Origin of the sequence: Staphylococcus sp. NWU MK-U1 (assembly GCF_033283505.1) — a bacterium.
GTDB classification, from domain to species: Bacteria; Bacillota; Bacilli; order Staphylococcales; family Staphylococcaceae; genus Staphylococcus; species Staphylococcus haemolyticus.
The window spans coordinates 97,648-117,994 of record NZ_JAVSMG010000002.1 but is presented as its reverse complement, the minus strand read 5'-3'; the positions used below and the strand labels follow the sequence as shown (position 1 = coordinate 117,994).

The window sequence follows — 20,347 nt, the reverse complement described above, 5'->3', positions numbered from 1 at the left end:
AATAATAATGCCCCTCTATGATGGATTTCACTTCATCATTGAGGGGCATATTAATACTAATGATTTAATATCAATTTATAATGAATTAACCTTTCAATAAAATATTTTTAATCAAACCTATATGATCAACAATATAATCCGCTTCATGATACTCCAATTCTTTACGAGCCTCTTGCCCTTTTAACCCTGTTAATGTACCTATAAATGTAGCACCTATTTGTTTAGCACAGAATAAATCAGCCAGTGAGTCACCAACAATGATTACATCTTCTTTATTTACAATTTGATCTTGTTGAGTAATGAATTGTTTATAATTCTCCTTGTTATTTCCATATAGAGTAGCTATGTAGCAAAAAGGATTAGGCTTACCTAGAGGTATAAAGTCAGGATATTCATTTTCAGCTTCCATAACATCACTTGCAGTAACAATGTGATTATCTGAAAAGAACGCTTTTAAACCTAAAGATTCAAATGGAACTAATGTCTCAGTTCTAGGTCTACCTGTAGCTATTGCAAGATGATAGCCTTTCTCTTTAAGAGAATTAAGTAATGACTTTATCTCTTCAATAGGTCTAAGAACTGTTTCGTAATAAATAAAACCATTAATGCCATCAAGATTAGAAGGCTTTTCTTCAACTTGTTCAAATAATTCAGAACCCATGTATAATTCTTGGTATAAATCTCTAGCAACAAACCATAGAGGTCCTTTAAGTTTAAACAAGCGCGCATCATTAACATTTAATTCTTTCTTAGCATATTGTTCTAACTCAGCATAAATATTATTTTTACCACCTTGACTATGATTAATAAAATTCATAGGAAGTTCATAATCGATTTTAAAATCTCTATTGATCAATGACTGAATGCCTTGAATACTTTTAGCTGAAAATTGATTATCTTCTATAATGTCTTTAATTTCTTGAAAGTTAAATTGCTTTATTAATTGGATAAAATGTATGCAAAAAACGACAAATAACATATCCCAATTTGAATTTAATCCCATTGATTTTAATCGATTAAGAATTAAATCATTATTAAATACTTTACTGCGAATATTATTTATAGTTTCGTCACTTAATGTATTTAGTTTAAATGATTTATCTAAACCTAAAAAATGTTCACTTTTAAGTAACGCCTCTATTGTTAAAGCTGACGTATCGAAACAACGTTCCTCACTTAAGAATACACCGTCTACATCAAATAAAATTGATTTCATGACTTTTCGCTCCATTATTTTTGAATATTCTGATACTTATAATCTTAACGTCTTATATCTCAATGTCAATAAATCTATAATAAAAAACTGATGAATTCAAGGTATCCTCCTAAAATTCATCAGTTAATTGAACAACATATATTTATCAATATGGTTATATCTTATCAAATCAGTAAGACATATTTTGTCTGTCTTAATACTTTTAAAAAATGAAAGTATAAATTTTACATTTGCTTTTCAATTTCATCTGCGACTTGCTGTACATGAGTGCCAATTATAACTTGTGCTGAGTGTTGACCATTTTTGGTTACGCCAACCGCTCCTGCATTTCTAATTTTTTGTTCGTCAATAATAGAATTATCTTTTAATTCAATTCTTAATCTAGTAGCACAATTGGTCAATGTAGTAATATTTTCACTACCACCTAATCCTTCTAAGATTTGACTTGCTGTGTGATGATATTTGCTTTTACTTGTAGTTTCAGCCCCATCTCTCTCAGTCGTATTAGAAGTTGGATCAGCTAATAAATTGTCACCACGACCAATTGTGTTGAGATTAAAGATTTTAATGACAAATCTAAAGATAAAGTAATATAAAGCAAAGAATACAATGCCTTGAACTAAAATCATTAACGGATGATTAGCCACTGGATTGATTAGTGATAATGCGTAATCAATTAAACCTGCACTAAATGAGAATCCTGCTGTCCAATGAAATAGTGCAGCTATAAATAATGACAAACCGGTTAATAATGCATGGATTACAAATAATACCGGTGCAACAAACATAAATGCAAATTCAATAGGTTCAGTTACACCAACCATAAATGCAGAAATGGAACTTGCTATAAACCAACCATATACTTGTTTTTTCTGTGTAGATTCAGCGGTGTGATACATCGCCAACGCTGCAGCAGGCATGCCGAACATCATAATTGGGAAGAATCCTGCTTGATATCGACCAGTAATACCTTTAATTGCATCTTGTCCAGTTTGGAATTTACCGATATCGTTAATTCCTGCTGTATCAAACCAGAACACAGCATTTAATGCATGGTGAAGCCCAGTAGGAATTAATAGTCGGTTAAAGAAGCCGTATAGGAATGCACCGAATGGTCCAAAACCAACTAACCATTCACCAAATGCCACTATAGCTGAATATATAAATGGCCATGCGAATAGTAAAATCACAATTAAAAAAGTACAATAGAATACTGTCATAATTGGAACTAATCGCTTACCACTAAAGAATGATAATGCTATAGGTAATTCAACATCACTGAATTTGTTATAACAGTATGCTGCAATTAGTCCTATTATAATACCAATAAACACATTTGAATTATCCATCTTACTAAATCCGTCGTTTACAGCACTCTCTTTTATATTAAATAATGGTGCTACGAACTCAGGAGATAATACTTTAACGACTAGTGCATATCCCAAAGCACCCGCTAATGCGACTGCACCATCATTTTTCTTTGCCATACCAATCGCAACGCCAATTGCAAAGATAAGCCCTAGTTGGCCTAATATTGCACTCCCTACCGTACTGAAGAATAATGCCACTGTTGGTAATATATTTAATGCTTTAAGCAAATTACCAATTCCAACGATTATTGCGCCAGCGGGTAAAACAGCTACTGGTAGCATTAAAGATCTCCCTAAATTTTGAAAAAACTTAAACATTTCACTCACTCCCAAAACACATATTATTCAAATAATTTATATATAACTAAGATATGTATATAGTTACTTTATTAATTTACCATAAATGTAAGCGCTTTTGATGTGTCAATTTTAAATCATTTTAAAAATATAATAAGCATAAAGGTATCTATCACGCTAAAGCTCTTAAACCTATATATGTAAAATTATAAATTTAAATAAGTTTATAAAAATAACAAGTCTCATATTAAATTCACCGAAATTAATTAAGTGTATATTTAAAAACAAAAACACCCTATTAAAATAACTATTTGGGTCATTAAATAGAGTGTTTATTGTTAATTAGTTACTATAATTTATTTTTCTAAACTGTCTTGAATTAAGTGTAGTTCTTTTTGTAATTGTGCTGTACGTCTTTCAATTTCATGTGTTAAATAATCTATTTTTTCATTTCTTTTTAAATCTTTAGGAATATCTGATTGATAAATTGGCTCACCAAATTTAATAAGTGCCTGACCAGTAATTAAACCATGTAATTTTTTAGGTCCAACATAGGCTGCTGGTAAAATTGGCGCTTTGCCTAACATTGCAATAGTTGAAGCGCCTCTTTTTAATGGAGCCCCTTCCGCTGATGTACGATGTCCCGTTGGGAAGATACCGACAGTTTTATTTTCTTTTAACAAATTAACTGGTCTTTTCAATGTACTTGGTCCTGGATTTTCACGGTCAACAGGAAAAGCATTCAATGAAGTTAAAAATTGACCAAACCATTTATTATTAAATAATTCTTTTTTAGCCATGTAATGAATTTCATTAGGAACTAATGCCATACCTAACATGATCACTTCATTATAACTTTCATGAGTACATGTTACTACGTATTTGTTATCTTTAGGAATGTTCTCCTTTCCAATAACATATAATGATTTAGCCATTTTAACTAATATAAAATCTAATAGTCTACTTATAAATTGATACATTATGTCACCTGCTTATTGATTTCTATACTTTATTGATTTTATCATTATCCTTATATATGAACAACTTATCAAAAGATACATCTAAAGTCTGATAGTGGATTACTGGCAATATTTGATTAAACCTTTCATAATTAAATAAAGGGTTAATATTAAAAAGGAGGTTAAAAATGTCTGAATTTAATCAAGAGAATCAATCAAATTATAACAACTATCAGCAACCTCAACCTGGAAAACCTAAATTCCCATGGTTTAAAACAATTATCGTTGCATTAATTGCTGGTGTGATAGGTGCTTTACTTGTCTTAGGTGCAAGTAAAATAATGGGATTAGTTGGAATAGATAATGGTGGTGCCCAAGTTCAAGAAGCCAATAATAGTAAAGGTGGAAATGTATTAGACGGAAAAAGTGATAAATATAAATCTGTTAATGCAATGATTAAAGATGTATCACCTGCGATAGTTGGTGTCATTAATATGCAAAAAGCTAATGGTTTAGAAGATTTTTTACAAGGTAAATCATCATCTGAATCTGAAGAAGCAGGTATTGGTTCAGGTGTGATCTACCAAATTAATAATAATTCTGCTTACATTGTGACAAACACCCATGTAATAAGTGGTGCATCCGAGATTAAAGTGCAATTACATAGTGGTAAACAAGTTAAAGCGAAGTTAATTGGGAAAGATACTGTATCAGATATAGCTGTCTTAAAAATAGATAATACTAAGGGTATTAAATCAATTAAATTTGCAAATTCGTCAAAAGTACAAACTGGAGATAGTGTTTTCGCTATGGGTAATCCTCTAGGTTTGGAATTTGCTAATTCAGTTACTTCTGGAATTGTTTCAGCAAATGAGCGTACAATTGAGTCAAATACTACTTCTGGTGGTACTAAAGTTAACGTCTTGCAAACTGATGCTGCAATAAACCCTGGTAACTCTGGTGGTGCATTAGTAGATATTAATGGTAACTTGGTTGGTATCAACTCTATGAAGATAGCCGCTGAGCAAGTAGAAGGTATTGGTTTTGCTATTCCAAGTAATGAAGTTAAAGTAACTATTGAACAACTTGTTAAAAATGGTAAAATTGAACGCCCTTCTATAGGAATTGGTTTACTAAATTTAAGTGATATTCCTGATTCTTATAAAAAAGAATTAAACACAGATCGTGATGATGGTATTTATGTTGCTAAAGTAAGTCGCTCAAGTGAATTAAAAACAGGCGATATCATTACTAAAATAGATGATAAAACTGTAAAAGAAGATACTGATTTAAGAACTTATCTGTATCAAAATAAGAAGCCTGGTGAGACTGCTAAACTAACTGTTTTACGTGATGGAAAAACGCTAACAGTTAATGTTAAGCTAAAAAGCCAGTCCGATATATCATCTACTCAATCATCTGACTCTGAATCAGATAATAGTCGAAACAGTCAATTTATACAATAGTTTTTCTAACAAAAGAACATAATACACAAATACGGCCAGTACATGATTATTCAAAATCAATTACTGGTCGTATTAATGCTTATATAGTCGCCTTTGACTTATAAGTAAGAAATAAAGCTGGAACAATGATTAAAATTAATGTAATGACTGATACTAAGAATCCAGCATGATAAGCGATAATATTGTGTGTCAAGGAATTACCTAATTGATTTAATACAACTGAAAGAATTGTTGCAATGAAAGCTGTTCCAAAACTTGAACCAATATTTTCAATCATATTAATTCCCACACCCGCTTCAGCTAATACGCTCTCTTTAATGCCCATATATGCATCAGTAGTTAAACCTAAATTAATGCCTCCAACACTACATCCTCTTAAAAATAAGATAATAGATAGAGCAATGATACTAGTATGATCTGTAATAAATAATAAAGGTATTGATCCAAACATCGAGATTATAACACTTATTAAAACCACCCATTTCGCTCCATACTGATCGATTAATTTCCCCAAGTATGGTCTTGTAATAAGCATTCCAATTCCCTGTGGTATAAGTGCTAGAGCTGCTTCAATAGGAGTGTAATGCTTAAATGTCTGAAAATATAACGGAATTATGACCATAGGTCCCATGATACCTATATTTGAGAGAAATAAGCCTATAAATGATGCTGTATAATTTCCCTTAGTAAAGAGTGATAATGGCAAAATGGTATTATCATGTTTAACTTTATTATGAATATAATACATAAGTATCATAATACAACCAATAATCAGAAGAAGAATAGTAGTTCTATTATAAAACTATGGTAATCACTTGCTTTTGTTAAGCCGTATATGGTTGATATGCTGATAAGACCTAGCAATATCATTCCTAAAATGTCAATAGACTTACTTTTATTAAAAGGGACAAAGTTCGGTAAATATTTTATTTGCAATAATATGGCGATGATTACGACTAAGACATTAATAAAGAACATCCAGCGCCAAGACACAATATGAATTACAAATCCACCAATGACTGGTCCTATGATAGGCCCGAATATCATAGGTGTACTTACGACAGCCATGACTTTCCCAATATGGTCTTGACCCGTTGTCTTAATCAATAGCGTGAACATTAACGTTGTAATTATGCCTGCAGACATTCCTTGAATAATTCTGAACACAATAAAACTCTCTACATTCCAACTAATACCAGCTAATACAGATGTAATTCCAAATAGAATTGATGCTCCGATAAATACATACTTACCATTAAATTGATTGACCAGCCATCCTGCTATTGGAATAACTAGCGCTAAAGCAAGGACATATCCTGTTATACCCCACTGAGTGATTTCAATAGTAGTATTAAATGCGTTGTTAAGTTGTTTGATAGCTATATTAATCATTGTCGAATCCAACATAGGTGCCATAGCCCCTAATGCTATTGCCCAAGCAGCTATCATAATTTCTCTCGAAACTTGACTATCATTTAATTTTGACATACGTTCCTCCTATATATTGTTTCCACGTCAACAAAATATACTCTCTTTTTGTTTCCTTGTCAACAATATATAACAAATAAACTCGCTTAACCTGTAAGCGAGTTTTTAAGTTTAATCTCTTATAATGATCGATGCTCTTGTTCGATTAGTTGATCCAAATGTTGATGATACCTATTAATGAAGGTCATCATATTATTAAATTCATCTTCTGTCATGCTGTCAAAAACACTTTGATCTCTATTTTGAAACGATTCATGTAATTCAGAGTGAATTTGATAAACACTTTCACCCTGTTCAGTTAACTTAAAATATATTTCTTTTTTATTGTCTTTACTTTTAAAACTTTCAATTAAACCTTTTTGCTGCAAACGTTTTGTTAATTTACTAATTGCACCTCTTGTCATAAATAGCTTATTCGCTAAATATTGTACATTGGGATTCTGATATTCTTTAATCGCTTCAACGCAATGAACTTCAGATGATTTGAACCCCTTAAGTGCTTGTTCCATTTTATCTTTATTTAGCCAACCTATTTTATTAAACAAATCTCTAAAGCTACTCATTAAAATTTCTTCTTTATTATTAGTCATTTCATCACTTCTTTTTAATCTTTATAACACATTTATTATACCCGTACTCTATTTATTTTTCATAAAAAGGGCAATGCGCAAAGTCTATAAGATTTCGCTACATTGCCAATAAAATTAAACCTTATTATTTATAGTTAACCATGAAATATTTTTTCTTACCACGACGAATGATTGTAAATTCATCATCTATTTTATCCTCATTGCTTAATTCATAGTCTACTGATTGTTGTCTTTCCCCATTAATATAAATAGCACCGTTATTAACATCCTCACGTGCTTGGCGTTTAGACGTCGCAATGCCTGTTTCAATTAAGACATCAATAATATTTGAAGTTTCAGTTGATAATTCAACTTGAGGAACATCTTTGAAACCTTCTTTTAATTCTTTGCCTGATAATGATTTTAAATCGCCGCTAAACAAAGCTTTAGAGATACGAATGGCATCATCTAATGCCTCTTTACCATGAATAAATTCTGTAACATTCTCCGCTAAGGCTTTTTGCGCTTCTCTTAAATGAGGTTCTTGATTTTTAGATTCTTCGAGATGATTAATTTCATCTTTATCTAAAAATGTAAAGTATTTCAAGAATTTAATGACATCATCATCTGATTGATTAATCCAAAATTGGTAAAATTCATAAGGGCTTGTTTTGTCAGCGTCTAACCATACAGCACCTGATTCTGATTTACCAAATTTCTTACCATCTGATTTCGTAACTAAAGGAATTGTTAAACCATATGCTTCAGTTTGTCCATACATACGTCGCATTAATTCAATACCACTAGTGATATTACCCCATTGATCTGAACCACCAACTTGTAATTTACAATTTAATTCACGGTTTAAATGACCAAAGTCGATAGCTTGAAGTATAGTATAAGTGAATTCAGTGTATGATATACCATTCTCTAGGCGAGATTGAATAGAATCTTTACCTAACATGTAGTTCACACCAACATGTTTACCATAGTCTCTTAGGAAACTAATTAGTGAGATTTGACTCAACCAATCTTTGTTATTAACTAAAATGGCACCTTTATCCGTACCAAATTCAAATAATTTATGCATTTGAGCACTAATACCCTCAACGTTAGCCTCTACTTGGTCTTCTGTTTGTAGTATACGTTCTTCAGATTTTCCGGATGGATCACCAATCATACCAGTTCCCCCACCAATTAGAACGATAGGTCGATGACCATGTTCTTGGAAACGTCTTAGAGTCATAAAGGGAAGCAAATGACCAATATGCAGACTATCAGCAGTAGGGTCAGCACCACAATATAAAGAAATTTGTTCCTTATTTAATAATTCTTCTATGCTACTTTCATCTGTTTGTTGATAAATTAAACCTCTCCATTGTAACTCTTCAATTAAAGCGTTTGACATCAATATTCCTCCTAAACAAAGATTTTATTTTTAATATTTAGTGATCTATACTCTATTTATGAAAAATAAAAAAGCACCCATACATCGTTAAATGTAAGGGCGCTTGAGCACGTTACCACCATACTTAAATAGCATATTGCTATTCACTCTATCAATGATACGTTCATTAATAAACGTTGGACAATTCATAATGAGGTGTATTCATATAAGTGCAACTATTAGTTCACAGCTACCACTAACTCTCTGGAAATCACAAATATATTACTTGTCCTCTCATCCAAAATATATTGAATTGTAATTAATTATAAGTATTAAAAATATAAAAGTCAAATCAGTGATTATGGTATACTATATTTAAATTTCAGGAGGCTTAAGGTGAAAGAGATGTCAACCAACATTAATAGAGATACTAAATTTAATTCATTTGAAAAGTCCTACAAAAAAACGAAACATGCAATTGTAGGATTATTTAGTGTTGGGTTATTTATATGTTTAATAGAATTTATAGGTACAGTTATTTATTTCAATCATTTAACGCATGAATCGTCTAAAATAAGCGACCGTGAATTAAAACAGAAAGTCTTGCATTTTGCAGGTGACGATTTAATAAATCATGAAAATTCTGATGTCTTAAGTGAATATGATAAATCTGAGAACTCTCTAATAGTTGGTCCTAAACACGTCAATCCAAATGTCATTAAAGCCCTTACCTCTTCCGAGGATACTATGTTTTATAAACATAAAGGTATCCTTCCAAAAGCACTCGTACGAGCAATGATACAAGATGTATTTAATCTTGATGAAAGCACTGGTGGTAGTACAATTACTCAACAATTAGTCAAAAACCAAGTGCTATCAAGTAAAAAAACATATAGTCGAAAAGCAAATGAACTTATTTTAGCAATGCGTCTTGAAAATTTATTGTCAAAAAATGAAATCATCTATACATATTTAAATATTGTACCTTTCGGTAGAGATTATGAAGGTAACAATATTACAGGTATTGCGTCTGCGTCTTATAGTTTATTCGGTATTCCACCGAAAGATTTAAATATTGCACAGTCTGCTTACTTAATTGGTTTATTACAAAGCCCGTATATGTATACACCCTATGAAGAAAATGGTGAATTAAAAACTTATAAAGAAGTCAAAATCAGTGTTAATCGTCAACACTATGTATTAAAACGAATGCTTGTTGAAGGTGTAATCGATAAAGAGGAATACCGCCACGCTAAACGATATCATATCTATGACCATTTACTTACAAAACCGCAATTAACTAATAATCAATCTGCATAATTGATTAAATGTCTTATTTAATTAAATTCATATTTTGTTTCAAAAACAAATTCAAAAAAACTGCCGACAAGTTTTGCGCTTTGTCGGCAGTTTTCAATGTAACATAATAATACATTATGATAGTAGGTACTTCAGTCTACTAGAATAAGCCAACTGCATGGCCGTCTTCTGTAACGTCCATATTTAATGCAGCTGGTTTTTTAGGTAATCCAGGCATAGTCATGATTGCACCTGTTAATGCAACAATAAATCCTGCACCTGTTTTAGCCTCTAATTCTCTAATAGTAATATCAAAATCAGTTGGAGCACCTAAAGCAGTTGCATCATCACTGAATGAATATTGAGTTTTAGCCATACAGATTGGATATTGACCCCAACCATTGTCAGTAAATTCTTTTAGTTGTTTTTTAGCTTTTTTACTAAATGTAACTGAAGAACCACCATAGATTTCTTTTACGATTGTTTCAATTTTTTCTTCTAATGATTGATCTAAATCATATAAGAATTTGAAATCATTTGGTTGTTCAATAACTTCAAGTACTTGGTTAGCTAATTCAACGCCACCTTTACCGCCTTTTTCCCATACTTCAGTTAAAGCGATTCTAACGTTATTTTCTTTAGCCCAAGCTTTTACTGCTTCAGTTTCAGCATCTGTATCATGAATAAATGCATTTAATGCGATAACTGGTTCAACACCAAATTTACGGATGTTGTTAACATGACGTTCTAAGTTAACAATACCAGCTTTAACTGCTTCAACATTTTCTTCTTTTAAGTCATCTTTAGCTACGCCACCATGCATTTTAAGGGCACGAACTGTTGCAACTAAAACTACTGCTGAAGGTTCAAAGCCAGCTTCTCTAGCTTTAATGTCGATGAATTTTTCAGCACCAAGGTCTGAACCGAATCCTGCTTCTGTTACAACGATGTCTGCAAGATCACGTGCTGTTTCAGTAGCTAAAATTGAGTTACAACCATGTGCAATGTTAGCGAATGGTCCACCATGAACTAATGCAGGTGTACCTTCAATAGTTTGAACTAAGTTAGGTTTAATAGCATCTTTAAGAATCATTGCTAATGCGCCTTCAACTTTTAAGTCTGCAACTGTAACTGGTTTACGATCACGAGTGTAACCAATTGTAATACGGCTAATTTTTTCTTTTAAGTCATTAATATTACGAGCTAAACATAAGATTGCCATTACTTCTGAGGCAACTGTAATATTGAAACCATCTTCACGAGGTACACCGTTAGTAGGTCCACCTAAACCAACATTTACATGACGTAATGCACGGTCGTTCATGTCTAATACACGTTTCCATTCAACACGACGTACATCAATGCCTAATTCATTACCTTGATGGATGTGGTTATCGATAAATGCAGATAAAGCATTATTTGCAGTAGTAATTGCGTGGAAGTCACCGTTGAAGTGTAAGTTAATATCTTCCATTGGTAATACTTGAGCATAACCTCCACCAGTTGCCCCACCTTTAATACCAAATGTAGGTCCTAATGCTGGTTCACGTAAAGCTACCATTACATTTTTCTTTAATTCGTTGAACGCATCAGATAATCCAACAGTAACTGTAGATTTACCTTCACCTGCTGGTGTTGGACTCATTGCAGTTACTAAAACGACTTTCCCTTTGTTGTCTTTTGGTTTGATTTGATTGATATCAATCTTAGCTTTATAGTGACCATATTGTTCTAAAGCGTCTGCTGGGATTCCAGCTTTTTCAGCGATTTCTCCAATAGGTTTTAGTTCTGATTGATTAGCAATATCTAAATCTGATAAATGTGCCAACTTATTTCAACCCCTTGTTAATTATAATTTGATTTATGTAAGAATACCTCAAATCAGTTGCTTAAGGTTTCTTTTAATCTTACATATTAATAATAACTAACAATGTAAGCGATGTCGAATTTTTGAGAGCGTTTCCAATGATTTGTGTAAAATTTAACTTAATTTTATGATAAATCTGCTAATTTAAATAAATCTATTTTATAAATCTAAATATTTAAAGTAAAATTACATCATAGTATGATTTCAAAAACCTTTATTTCTACTTAGGTCAACTATAATCATTAAAAAAGCTAGGACCAATAATTGTCCTAGCTTACTTTCACTTATTAAAGTTTAATCTTCCATCGTACTTAAATCACCTGCATCTATATTAAGCTCCCAAGCTTTTAACACACGTCTCATAATTTTACCAGAACGTGTTTTAGGTAATTTATCTTTAAATTCTATTTCTCTTGGTGCTGCATGACCTGATAGTCCCTCTTTAACAAATTTACGAATATCTGCTTTTAACTCATCTGAAGGTTCATATCCTTGGCGTAATGAAATAAAGGCTTTGATAATTTCGCCTCTGACAGGATCTGGTTTACCGATAACACCCGCTTCAGCTACTGCTTCATGCTCAACTAATTTCGATTCTACTTCAAATGGACCTACACGCTCACCAGCAGTCATAATAACATCATCTACACGGCCTTGGAACCAGAAATAACCATCTTCATCTTGATATGCTGAATCACCTGAAACGTACCAATCTCCAATAAAGTAGGAATTATATTTTTCAGGGTTTTTCCAAATTGAATACATCATAGATGGCCAACCCTTTTTAATAGCTAAATTACCCATTCTGTTCGGTGGTAATACATTACCTGAGTCATCTATAATAGCAGCCTCTATTCCCGGTAATGGTTTACCCATAGAACCTAATTTAACGTCAACTGCAGGATAATTCACAATCATATGGCCCCCTGTTTCTGTCATCCACCATGTATCTAATACACGTTTATCATATACATCTTTAGACCATTTAATAACTTCAGGGTTAAGTGGCTCACCAACAGATAAAATTGATCGTAATGATGATAAATCATATTTTTCTACTACATCATCACCTGCGCTCATTAACATTCTTAATGCTGTAGGCGCAGTATACCAAATTGTTACTTTAAATGTTTCAATCATGCTATACCATTGTTCAGGAGAGAATCGACCACCCGCTATACAATTTGTAACACCATTTAACCACGGTGCAAACACACCATAAGATGTACCTGTAACCCAACCAGGATCAGCTGTACACCAGTAAATGTCGTCTTCTTTTAAATCTAATACATATTTACCTGAAATATAATGAAGTAACATTGCTATTTGAACGTGTAATACCCCTTTAGGTTGACCAGTAGAACCTGATGTGTAATGTAAGATTAAACCATCATCTTCTTTTAACCACTCAATATCAAATTCTTCACTTGCTTGATTCAATTCTTTATTGAAATCAACATATTGTTCATCAACTTCATCATCAACAACTACGATTGTTTCTAAGTGAGGTAATTTATCCTTAGGAATTCTGCCTAGTAAACTATTTGTAGTAACAATGACTTTTGCTTCACTATTTTCTAATCTATCAGTTACTGCTTTTTCCATAAAAGCTTCAAATAGTGGACCAACGATAGCACCAATTTTTAGAATACCCAGAAAGGCAAAATATAGTTCAGGCGTTCTTGGCATAAAGATAAATACACGATCACCTTTTTGAACATTCGCTTTATCTACTAAAACGTTGGCAGCCTTATTTGATAGCACTTTTAATTCTTTAAAACTATATTGTTCTTTACGTTTTTCATCTCTATAATTAAGTGCAATTTTATCGCCTTTACCATTATCAACATGACGATCAATACACTCGTAAGCCATATTTATTTTTCCTGTTTCATTCCATGAGAAAGCTTTTTTCACTTCATCCCAATCAAAGTCCTGATATGTCTTTTCATAATCTTGTAAATTATAATTACCTTGCTCGCTTTCAAATACTTCTACTTTCATTGTAAACTCCCCCTTGTTTAATGAAATCGCTTTCTTTAAAAAGTATTATACATTAATTTTTGTGTTATTCAAAATTTTTAGATAATTATTACAATTTAATTTGTTTATTTCTCTAAATAAATATAAAATAACTATAATAGTAGTTCATATTGGGAGTGAGATGAATGAAACACATTAAAACAAACGTAACCAAGCACCTTACAATTAACAATAAGCATTTCACTATTGAAGGCCCTGTTTCATGCAATTATTTGAAAACGCTTTCTTTCGATGAGTCCTTAAATGCCTTTAGACCAGCAAAAGATCAATTTGACGCTTTGAAAGAAATTACGCAATTACCTGAAGGTCGTATTTATATTGCTCGAGAAAACAAACACGTCATAGGGTATGTAACATATCACTATCCCGATGAATTTGAAAGATGGGCTGAAGGACAGCTACCCTATTTAATTGAGTTAGGTGCTATAGAAGTGCATCGCGATTTTAGACAGTTTCATCTAGGTGGTGAGCTTATTTCATTAAGTCTTTCTCAAGATGAGTTTGAAGACTATATTGTTTTGACAACTGAGTATTATTGGCATTGGGATTTGAAATCAGCTAAATTAGATGTTTTTGAATATAAAAAAATGATGCAAAAATTAATGTCTAAAGGTGGATTAGAAGTATTTGCTACTGATGATCCAGAAATTACGAGTCATCCAGCTAATTGTTTAATGGCGAGAATTGGAAACAGAATTACATTAGACCAGCAACAGTCTTTTGATGATTTACGTTATAAGAATCGATTTTTATTTTAAGATTTCTGTTAAAAATTTAAGGGGTATGATATTTATGCAAAATAATTTAAGAACGGGTTATGTCTATTCAGATGAACTATTAAAATATCGTTTTAACGATAATCACCCTTTTAATCAAATGCGATTAAAATTAACTACAGAATTACTCCAAATGATGAATATGTTGAAGGATGATCAAATCATTACTCCTAGAATAGCCACTGAAGAGGAATTGGCTTTAATTCATAAATATGATTATATACAAGCAATTAAACATGCGTCTCATGGAATTTTAAGTCCATCGGAGGCTAATAAATATGGATTAAATACAGATGATACATTCCAATTTCGACATATGCACAGACATAGTGCAAGGATAGTTGGCGGTGCACTTAATTTGGCAGATGAAATAATGAATGAAAATATATTAAATGGTTGTCACTTAGGTGGCGGATTACATCATAGTTTACCCGGACGTGCCAATGGATTTTGCATTTATAATGATGTTGCCATTACAGCAAAATATCTTGCTACTAAATATAATCAGCGTGTAATGGTCATTGATACAGATGCGCATCACGGTGATGGGACTCAATGGAGCCTTTATACTGATAATACAATCATGTGTTATTCCATCCATGAAACAGGGAAATTTTTATTTCCAGGTTCAGGACATTACACTGAACGCGGCGAAGATTTGGGTTATGGTTATACAGTAAATTTACCGTTAGAACCTTATACTGAACATGATAATTATTTAAAAGTCTTTGAAGAATCCGTGACAAGTGTTATTGAGGCTTATAAACCTGATATCCTACTTAGTGTGCATGGTGTGGATATTCATTACTTAGATCCTTTAACACATATGAGTTGTTCATTAGAAACTTTATACGAAATTCCGTATATAATTAATAAATTAGCGAACAAATATACAGATGGAAAAGTTTTAATGTTTGGTGGTGGAGGTTATAATATTTGGCAAGTAGTCCCAAGAGCGTGGAGTCATATATTTTTAGCATTAATTAATAAACCTATTCAAGAAGGACCTTTACCAGAACAATGGATTAAAAAATGGCGTGCGTACTCACCAGTAAACCTACCTAAACATTGGACAGAAGATTATCGCGACTATCAAACAATACCCAGAACATATGAAATCTCACAGAAAAACAACGAACGAGCAAGTAGAATCGTTCATTGGTATACACACTAAGGGAGCGGTATGATGATTTAATTTGAAAATCATCGTACCGCTCCCTTAAAACAACTATAACTGGAGAGTTTTAACATAACTTCTACATTTGTCAGTTGATATGTGTTGAAATTGTAACTATTAATAATAAATTATTTTTTTACTACTAGTCTTTGGTTGTACCTCTATACTCAATACGGTGAGGTAAAATAACATTAGGTTCTTCAATTTCTTCTTCGTTCATATATTTTGTTAATAAACGCATGCCTACAGCACCGATATCATATAATGGTTGAATAACACTAGATAGTTTTGGTCTTACCATCTCTACTAATCGTGTATTGTTGAAACTAACAATTTGTAAATCTTCTGGTACTCTAATACCAGCATCTAATGCACTATGCATAATACCTATTGCCTGTTCATCACTTATTGATAAAATAGCATCAGGTAAATTCTCTTTTAAATCCTCGAATACTTTAATACCGTCTTTATAACTTTCAGATCCAGAGAATTGCACAGTTTCATTTAATTTTAATTGATGACGATCCACTACTTCTTTAAGACCATTGAATACATCTTCTTGAGCTTTTTTAGAGTAATCACCGCTTACTAATGCAAATTCTTTAGCACCTGATTGAATTAGCTGCTCAGTAATTTCCATGGCTGCAGTTTTGAAATCGATATTAACAGAAGCGATATTGTCATCTTTTCCATTCGTACCTGATACGACGACTGGAACAGATGATTGATTAATTAAATCTTTAATTTCATCAGAAATCGTTCCACCTAAAAAGATAATACCATCCACTTGTTTACTTAATAAATTATTAAATATTTCTTTTTCTTTTTCAGAATCATTATCTGAGTTAGAAATTATAGAATGATATTTATACATTGTTGCTATATCTTCAATACCACGAGCTAATTGAGAATAATAGATATTGGATATATCAGGAATGATAACGCCTACTGTTGTTGTTCGTTTACTAGCTAGTCCTCTTGCAACAGCGTTTGGTCGATAATTTAATCTTTTGATTACTTCATTAACTTTTTTTCTAGTTTCAGGTTTAACATTTTGATTACCATTCACTACTCGTGAAACGGTTGCCATAGATACTCGGGCCTCTCTAGCAACATCATATATAGTTACTGTCATAATTTCCTCCTTGTAAGCGTTTTATTTATTATTATAACGTGTTTTCATTTCATTTTCAAAGTTTACCACAAAATCGCTTTCATTCAAACCTATTGTTAATAATTTCACATTTATGTCAAATTTTATATTATTTTTACTACAAAAGAGTGATTTGCCATATTATTAAATAAAAATGAAATCATTGATTAATAAATAGAATAGCTAAAGTTTGACAATTTAAAGAGCTATTCATTATTACCAGAATTAGTATTATAAAACATACTTATAATTCAGTAAAACGAATAGCTCATGTATTTCAATTATCTAATTAGGTGAACTTATTATTTTAATTTTTTTGAATTATATAATTCAGCTAATGGTTTCAATTCATTGTAAAATTGATCAAATTCATTTAAATCCATTTGTTGACCACTATCACTTAGTGCGACAGATGGGTCTGGATGAACTTCTGCCATTACACCATCTGCACCAACAGCTAAAGCAGCTTTTGCAGTTGGTAACATAATATCTTTGCGTCCTGTGCTATGCGTTACATCTACCATTACAGGTAAATGCGTTCCTTGTTTTAAAATTGGAACAGCAGATATATCTAGAGTATTACGTGTTGCTTTTTCATAAGTACGGATACCACGTTCACACAGGATAATATTTTTATTTCCTTGTGAAGCAATATATTCGGCTGCAAAGGTAAATTCCTCAATAGTCGCAGACAATCCTCTTTTTAATAGGATAGGTTTATTAGTTCTGCCAGCTTCTTTCAGTAATTCAAAGTTTTGCATGTTACGCGCGCCAATTTGAAATACATCTAGGTATTCATTAGCAACTTCAAAATCAGCAGGATTTACAATTTCACTAACAACATTAAGACCGAATTTATCTTTAACATTTTTCAAAATTTTAAGGCCTTCAACGCCTAAACCTTGGAAGTCATAAGGTGATGTACGTGGTTTAAATGCGCCACCTCGAATAAATTTCTCTCCCCTAGCTTGCAAATCTTTTGCGACTGCATCTACCTGTTCTTGAGATTCTACAGAACAAGGTCCAAATACAAATGATTTATTCCCATCGCCAATAATGCCACCGTTGTTAAATTTAACAATTGTATCTTCAGGTTTTAATTTACGTGATACATAAAGATGTTTTTCATTCTCAGATTTTTGCAAGTCAGTTGACGCTTTGAAGATTTCTTTGAATAATTGCTTAATAACATTATCATTAAAAGGTCCTTGGTTACGATCCATTAATTCATTAATCATTTCCATTTCGCGCTGTGGATCATAAACTTTTGTGCCTTGTTTTATTTTTTCTTCACCAATCTTTTGAGCTAACTCACCACGTTTAGATAATAATTCTAAAATTTGATTATTAATCGAAACAATTTCTTCTCTGTATTGTTCTAATTTCGTTGACATTACTACTCACCTCAATAAAAGTTACTTAATCAATTATATTACTTTAAAGCGATAAAATAATATTAGATAGATAATATTCTAACAATTTAAAAATAATAGTTCAACCTTAGAAGTCAAAAAATTTTCTAAAATTTATGAATTGTCTAATTATTATTGTGAAATGTTTAATTAATCGTTTTTGATATAAAAAATGGAGCGAATCAAAAATCTAATATATATAGATTTCTGAATCCACTCCATTTAGTGAATGAATATTAACTTAATTAATAAGTTAAAGTTTCATTAATCATTAAAAGTACGTTTATCTATTTTACTTTTAGCTTTTTCAGCTCTTTGTTGTTGTTTAGGTGTTTTATTTTTAGCTTTTGGTTCATTTTGTGATTGCTTACTATTCCCTGTTGATTTTTCATTGTTTGATTTTGTATCGTGTGTGATAACACCATTTTCAAATTTAGAAGTTGCGTGAGCTTGATGTTTTTTAACTTGGTCTTCATCTTTGTTAAAGGTATTATCATTTTTTGTTACTAAATTAGGTACAGTTTTATTACCAATTGATTTAGCAACAGAAGGCTCTTCTAATAAATTTTTTGTTTTATTGGCTACGTTTGAGTCATTATCTAATTTACTTTTTTTTGTTTTAGCAGCTGATGCTAGATTTTTCGCAGTAACATTTTTATTATGGCTTGCATCATCCTTAATTGAAGGATCTGATAAATTATTATTTGATGATTCAACTTTTACTGCATTTTGTTGTGCTGTTAATTCAGTTGCACTAACCTCTTTAGGTTCATTTTCTTCTTCTTTCTCTGTTTCAGCTTTAGCTTCTTGTATTTCTTGCGCTTGTGGTGACTTGTCTGATAAATCATCTGACGTTTCAGCTTTAATTGCGTTTTGTTGAGCTACAATTTCTTCAGCACTATTATCTTCATTATTTCTTAAATTTTGAATTTCATCAGCTTTAGCTTCTTGTATTTCTTGTGCTTGTGGTGATTGGTCTGATAAATCATCTGACGTTTCAGCTTTGATTGCATTTTGTTGTGCAGCTAATTCTGTAGCACTATTTTCTTTCGATTTTGAATCTTTTTTAGCTTCAGCTTTAGCTTCTTGTATTTCTTGCGCTTGTGATGATTGATCTGCTAAATTATTCGACGTTTCAACTTTGATTGCATTTTGTTGAGCTACAAGTTCATCAGTGCTAACTTCTGAATTGTCTCTGTTTTTAAAGTCATCAATTTTTTGTTTAACATTTTCGATGTTACTTTCAGTTTGTTGCTTAATATTTTGGTAACGATTTCTCAATTCTTTTTCTTTAGCCTTCGCACCATCAATTTTTTCTTCAGCTTTATTTTTATAAAATAAACCTACAGCTGAACCGATTAAAGCACCTGTAATAAAACTAATTACAAAGTCCTTACGTGAAGGATGAGAACTGAACTTGTTGTGACTATATTGAGAATTTGAAACATCATAATTATTAGAATTTTGATTTTCACCTTGACCGTGTAAATCTTTACCAGTGTTGTTAGTCACAAACTCGTCTCTATTATAATGTTCTGTATTTAAACCCTGTCTAGATTTACCATTTTTTTGGTTTGGTCCATTATCATGTAAATCATGACCAAAATTATTTTTTTCAAATTCATCTCTATTGTAATGTTTTGTCGCATTTGATTGTGCTGCACTATCTTGTTGATTAGCACCTTGTCCATGCAAATCACTACCTGTATTAGATGTTACGAATGAATCTCTGTCATAATGCTTTGTTGCATTTGATTGTGCTGCACTATCTTGTTGATTAGCACCTTTTCCGTGTAAATCATTACCAGAATTTGTAGTTTCAAATGCGTCACGATTATATTTCTTGCTCATATTAACTCCTCCTATAA

14 protein-coding genes and 1 pseudogene are annotated in these 20,347 nt (G+C 31.7%); 4 read left to right on the top strand and 11 right to left on the bottom strand.

The features are described 5' to 3' along the window. Positions 1–85: 85 nt before the first annotated feature. The 3 genes from SBL16_RS03660 to SBL16_RS03650 all read right to left on the bottom strand — a co-directional run bounded on the left by SBL16_RS03660 (position 86) and on the right by SBL16_RS03650 (position 3,863). Positions 86–1,216 carry an HAD family hydrolase gene (locus SBL16_RS03660; RefSeq protein ID WP_317952758.1) on the bottom strand — a complete coding sequence of 377 codons (1,131 nt, stop codon included), beginning with the start codon at positions 1,214–1,216 and terminating at the stop codon, positions 86–88. 224 nt (positions 1,217–1,440) lie between these two features. Continuing rightward, positions 1,441–2,904, bottom strand: coding sequence for an N-acetylglucosamine-specific PTS transporter subunit IIBC (nagE, locus tag SBL16_RS03655; RefSeq protein ID WP_107611758.1), 1,464 nt, complete (start codon positions 2,902–2,904; stop codon positions 1,441–1,443). Positions 2,905–3,239: 335 nt separating this feature from the next. Next, the gene (locus SBL16_RS03650) at positions 3,240–3,863 is read right to left on the bottom strand and encodes a lysophospholipid acyltransferase family protein (RefSeq protein ID WP_107611759.1); all 624 of its coding nucleotides are present in this window, start codon (positions 3,861–3,863) and stop codon (positions 3,240–3,242) included. Positions 3,864–4,030: 167 nt separating this feature from the next. Between SBL16_RS03650 and SBL16_RS03645 the strand changes: the two genes are divergently transcribed. Then, positions 4,031–5,308, top strand: a complete 1,278-nt coding sequence (locus SBL16_RS03645; protein WP_107611760.1) for a S1C family serine protease — start codon at positions 4,031–4,033, stop codon at positions 5,306–5,308. A gap of 79 nt (positions 5,309–5,387) precedes the next feature. Here the strand turns inward: SBL16_RS03645 and SBL16_RS03640 are convergent. From SBL16_RS03640 to tyrS, 3 genes and pseudogenes are all read right to left on the bottom strand, one after another. Further along, a pseudogene (locus SBL16_RS03640) lies at positions 5,388–6,796 on the bottom strand (DHA2 family efflux MFS transporter permease subunit). 119 nt (positions 6,797–6,915) lie between these two features. Then, complete coding sequence (locus SBL16_RS03635) at positions 6,916–7,386, bottom strand: MarR family transcriptional regulator (protein WP_053016751.1); 471 nt, start codon at positions 7,384–7,386, stop codon at positions 6,916–6,918. Between the two features lie 124 nt (positions 7,387–7,510). Next, positions 7,511–8,773, bottom strand: coding sequence for a tyrosine--tRNA ligase (gene tyrS / locus SBL16_RS03630; RefSeq protein ID WP_107611761.1), 1,263 nt, complete (start codon positions 8,771–8,773; stop codon positions 7,511–7,513). Positions 8,774–9,157: 384 nt separating this feature from the next. Between tyrS and SBL16_RS03625 the strand changes: the two genes are divergently transcribed. After that, entirely contained in the window at positions 9,158–10,072 is a 915-nt protein-coding gene (locus tag SBL16_RS03625) for a biosynthetic peptidoglycan transglycosylase (protein WP_317953116.1), read from the top strand. Between the two features lie 139 nt (positions 10,073–10,211). Here SBL16_RS03625 and SBL16_RS03620 read toward each other — a convergent pair whose 3' ends face one another. Together SBL16_RS03620 and acsA are read right to left on the bottom strand one after the other, a co-directional pair. Beyond that, positions 10,212–11,879 (bottom strand): formate--tetrahydrofolate ligase, encoded by a 1,668-nt coding sequence (locus tag SBL16_RS03620; RefSeq protein ID WP_037536874.1) that lies wholly within the window; start codon positions 11,877–11,879, stop codon positions 10,212–10,214. 333 nt (positions 11,880–12,212) lie between these two features. Further along, entirely contained in the window at positions 12,213–13,922 is a 1,710-nt protein-coding gene (gene acsA / locus SBL16_RS03615; protein WP_107611762.1) for an acetate--CoA ligase, read from the bottom strand. A gap of 164 nt (positions 13,923–14,086) precedes the next feature. Between acsA and SBL16_RS03610 the strand changes: the two genes are divergently transcribed. Continuing rightward, positions 14,087–14,719 (top strand): GNAT family N-acetyltransferase, encoded by a 633-nt coding sequence (locus SBL16_RS03610; protein ID WP_037536877.1) that lies wholly within the window; start codon positions 14,087–14,089, stop codon positions 14,717–14,719. Positions 14,720–14,753: 34 nt separating this feature from the next. After that, positions 14,754–15,911, top strand: a complete 1,158-nt coding sequence (locus tag SBL16_RS03605; RefSeq protein ID WP_107611763.1) for an acetoin utilization protein AcuC — start codon at positions 14,754–14,756, stop codon at positions 15,909–15,911. Between the two features lie 145 nt (positions 15,912–16,056). Here SBL16_RS03605 and ccpA read toward each other — a convergent pair whose 3' ends face one another. The 3 genes from ccpA to SBL16_RS03590 all read right to left on the bottom strand — a co-directional run bounded on the left by ccpA (position 16,057) and on the right by SBL16_RS03590 (position 20,330). After that, complete coding sequence (gene ccpA / locus SBL16_RS03600) at positions 16,057–17,049, bottom strand: catabolite control protein A (RefSeq protein WP_053016754.1); 993 nt, start codon at positions 17,047–17,049, stop codon at positions 16,057–16,059. A 320-nt stretch (positions 17,050–17,369) separates the two neighbouring features. Next, the gene (locus SBL16_RS03595; RefSeq protein ID WP_317952748.1) at positions 17,370–18,461 is read right to left on the bottom strand and encodes a bifunctional 3-deoxy-7-phosphoheptulonate synthase/chorismate mutase; all 1,092 of its coding nucleotides are present in this window, start codon (positions 18,459–18,461) and stop codon (positions 17,370–17,372) included. 282 nt (positions 18,462–18,743) lie between these two features. Next, positions 18,744–20,330 carry a Maebl gene (locus SBL16_RS03590; RefSeq protein WP_241958348.1) on the bottom strand — a complete coding sequence of 529 codons (1,587 nt, stop codon included), beginning with the start codon at positions 20,328–20,330 and terminating at the stop codon, positions 18,744–18,746. Between the last annotated feature and the right edge of the window lie 17 nt (positions 20,331–20,347).

Bases quoted from the DNA above. Each gene is read 5' to 3' on its own strand.
- SBL16_RS03625 (WP_317953116.1), top strand. From the start codon at position 9,158: ATGTCAACCAACATTAATAGAGATACTAAATTTAATTCATTTGAAAAG.
- SBL16_RS03605 (WP_107611763.1), top strand. From the start codon at position 14,754: ATGCAAAATAATTTAAGAACGGGTTATGTCTATTCAGATGAACTATTA.
- SBL16_RS03590 (WP_241958348.1), bottom strand. From the start codon at position 20,330: ATGAGCAAGAAATATAATCGTGACGCATTTGAAACTACAAATTCTGGT.
- SBL16_RS03645 (WP_107611760.1), top strand. From the start codon at position 4,031: ATGTCTGAATTTAATCAAGAGAATCAATCAAATTATAACAACTATCAG.
- acsA (WP_107611762.1), bottom strand. From the start codon at position 13,922: ATGAAAGTAGAAGTATTTGAAAGCGAGCAAGGTAATTATAATTTACAA.
- SBL16_RS03595 (WP_317952748.1), bottom strand. From the start codon at position 18,461: ATGTCAACGAAATTAGAACAATACAGAGAAGAAATTGTTTCGATTAAT.
- SBL16_RS03660 (WP_317952758.1), bottom strand. From the start codon at position 1,216: ATGAAATCAATTTTATTTGATGTAGACGGTGTATTCTTAAGTGAGGAA.
- ccpA (WP_053016754.1), bottom strand. From the start codon at position 17,049: ATGACAGTAACTATATATGATGTTGCTAGAGAGGCCCGAGTATCTATG.
- SBL16_RS03635 (WP_053016751.1), bottom strand. From the start codon at position 7,386: ATGACTAATAATAAAGAAGAAATTTTAATGAGTAGCTTTAGAGATTTG.
- tyrS (WP_107611761.1), bottom strand. From the start codon at position 8,773: ATGTCAAACGCTTTAATTGAAGAGTTACAATGGAGAGGTTTAATTTAT.
- SBL16_RS03650 (WP_107611759.1), bottom strand. From the start codon at position 3,863: ATGTATCAATTTATAAGTAGACTATTAGATTTTATATTAGTTAAAATG.
- SBL16_RS03610 (WP_037536877.1), top strand. From the start codon at position 14,087: ATGAAACACATTAAAACAAACGTAACCAAGCACCTTACAATTAACAAT.
- nagE (WP_107611758.1), bottom strand. From the start codon at position 2,904: ATGTTTAAGTTTTTTCAAAATTTAGGGAGATCTTTAATGCTACCAGTA.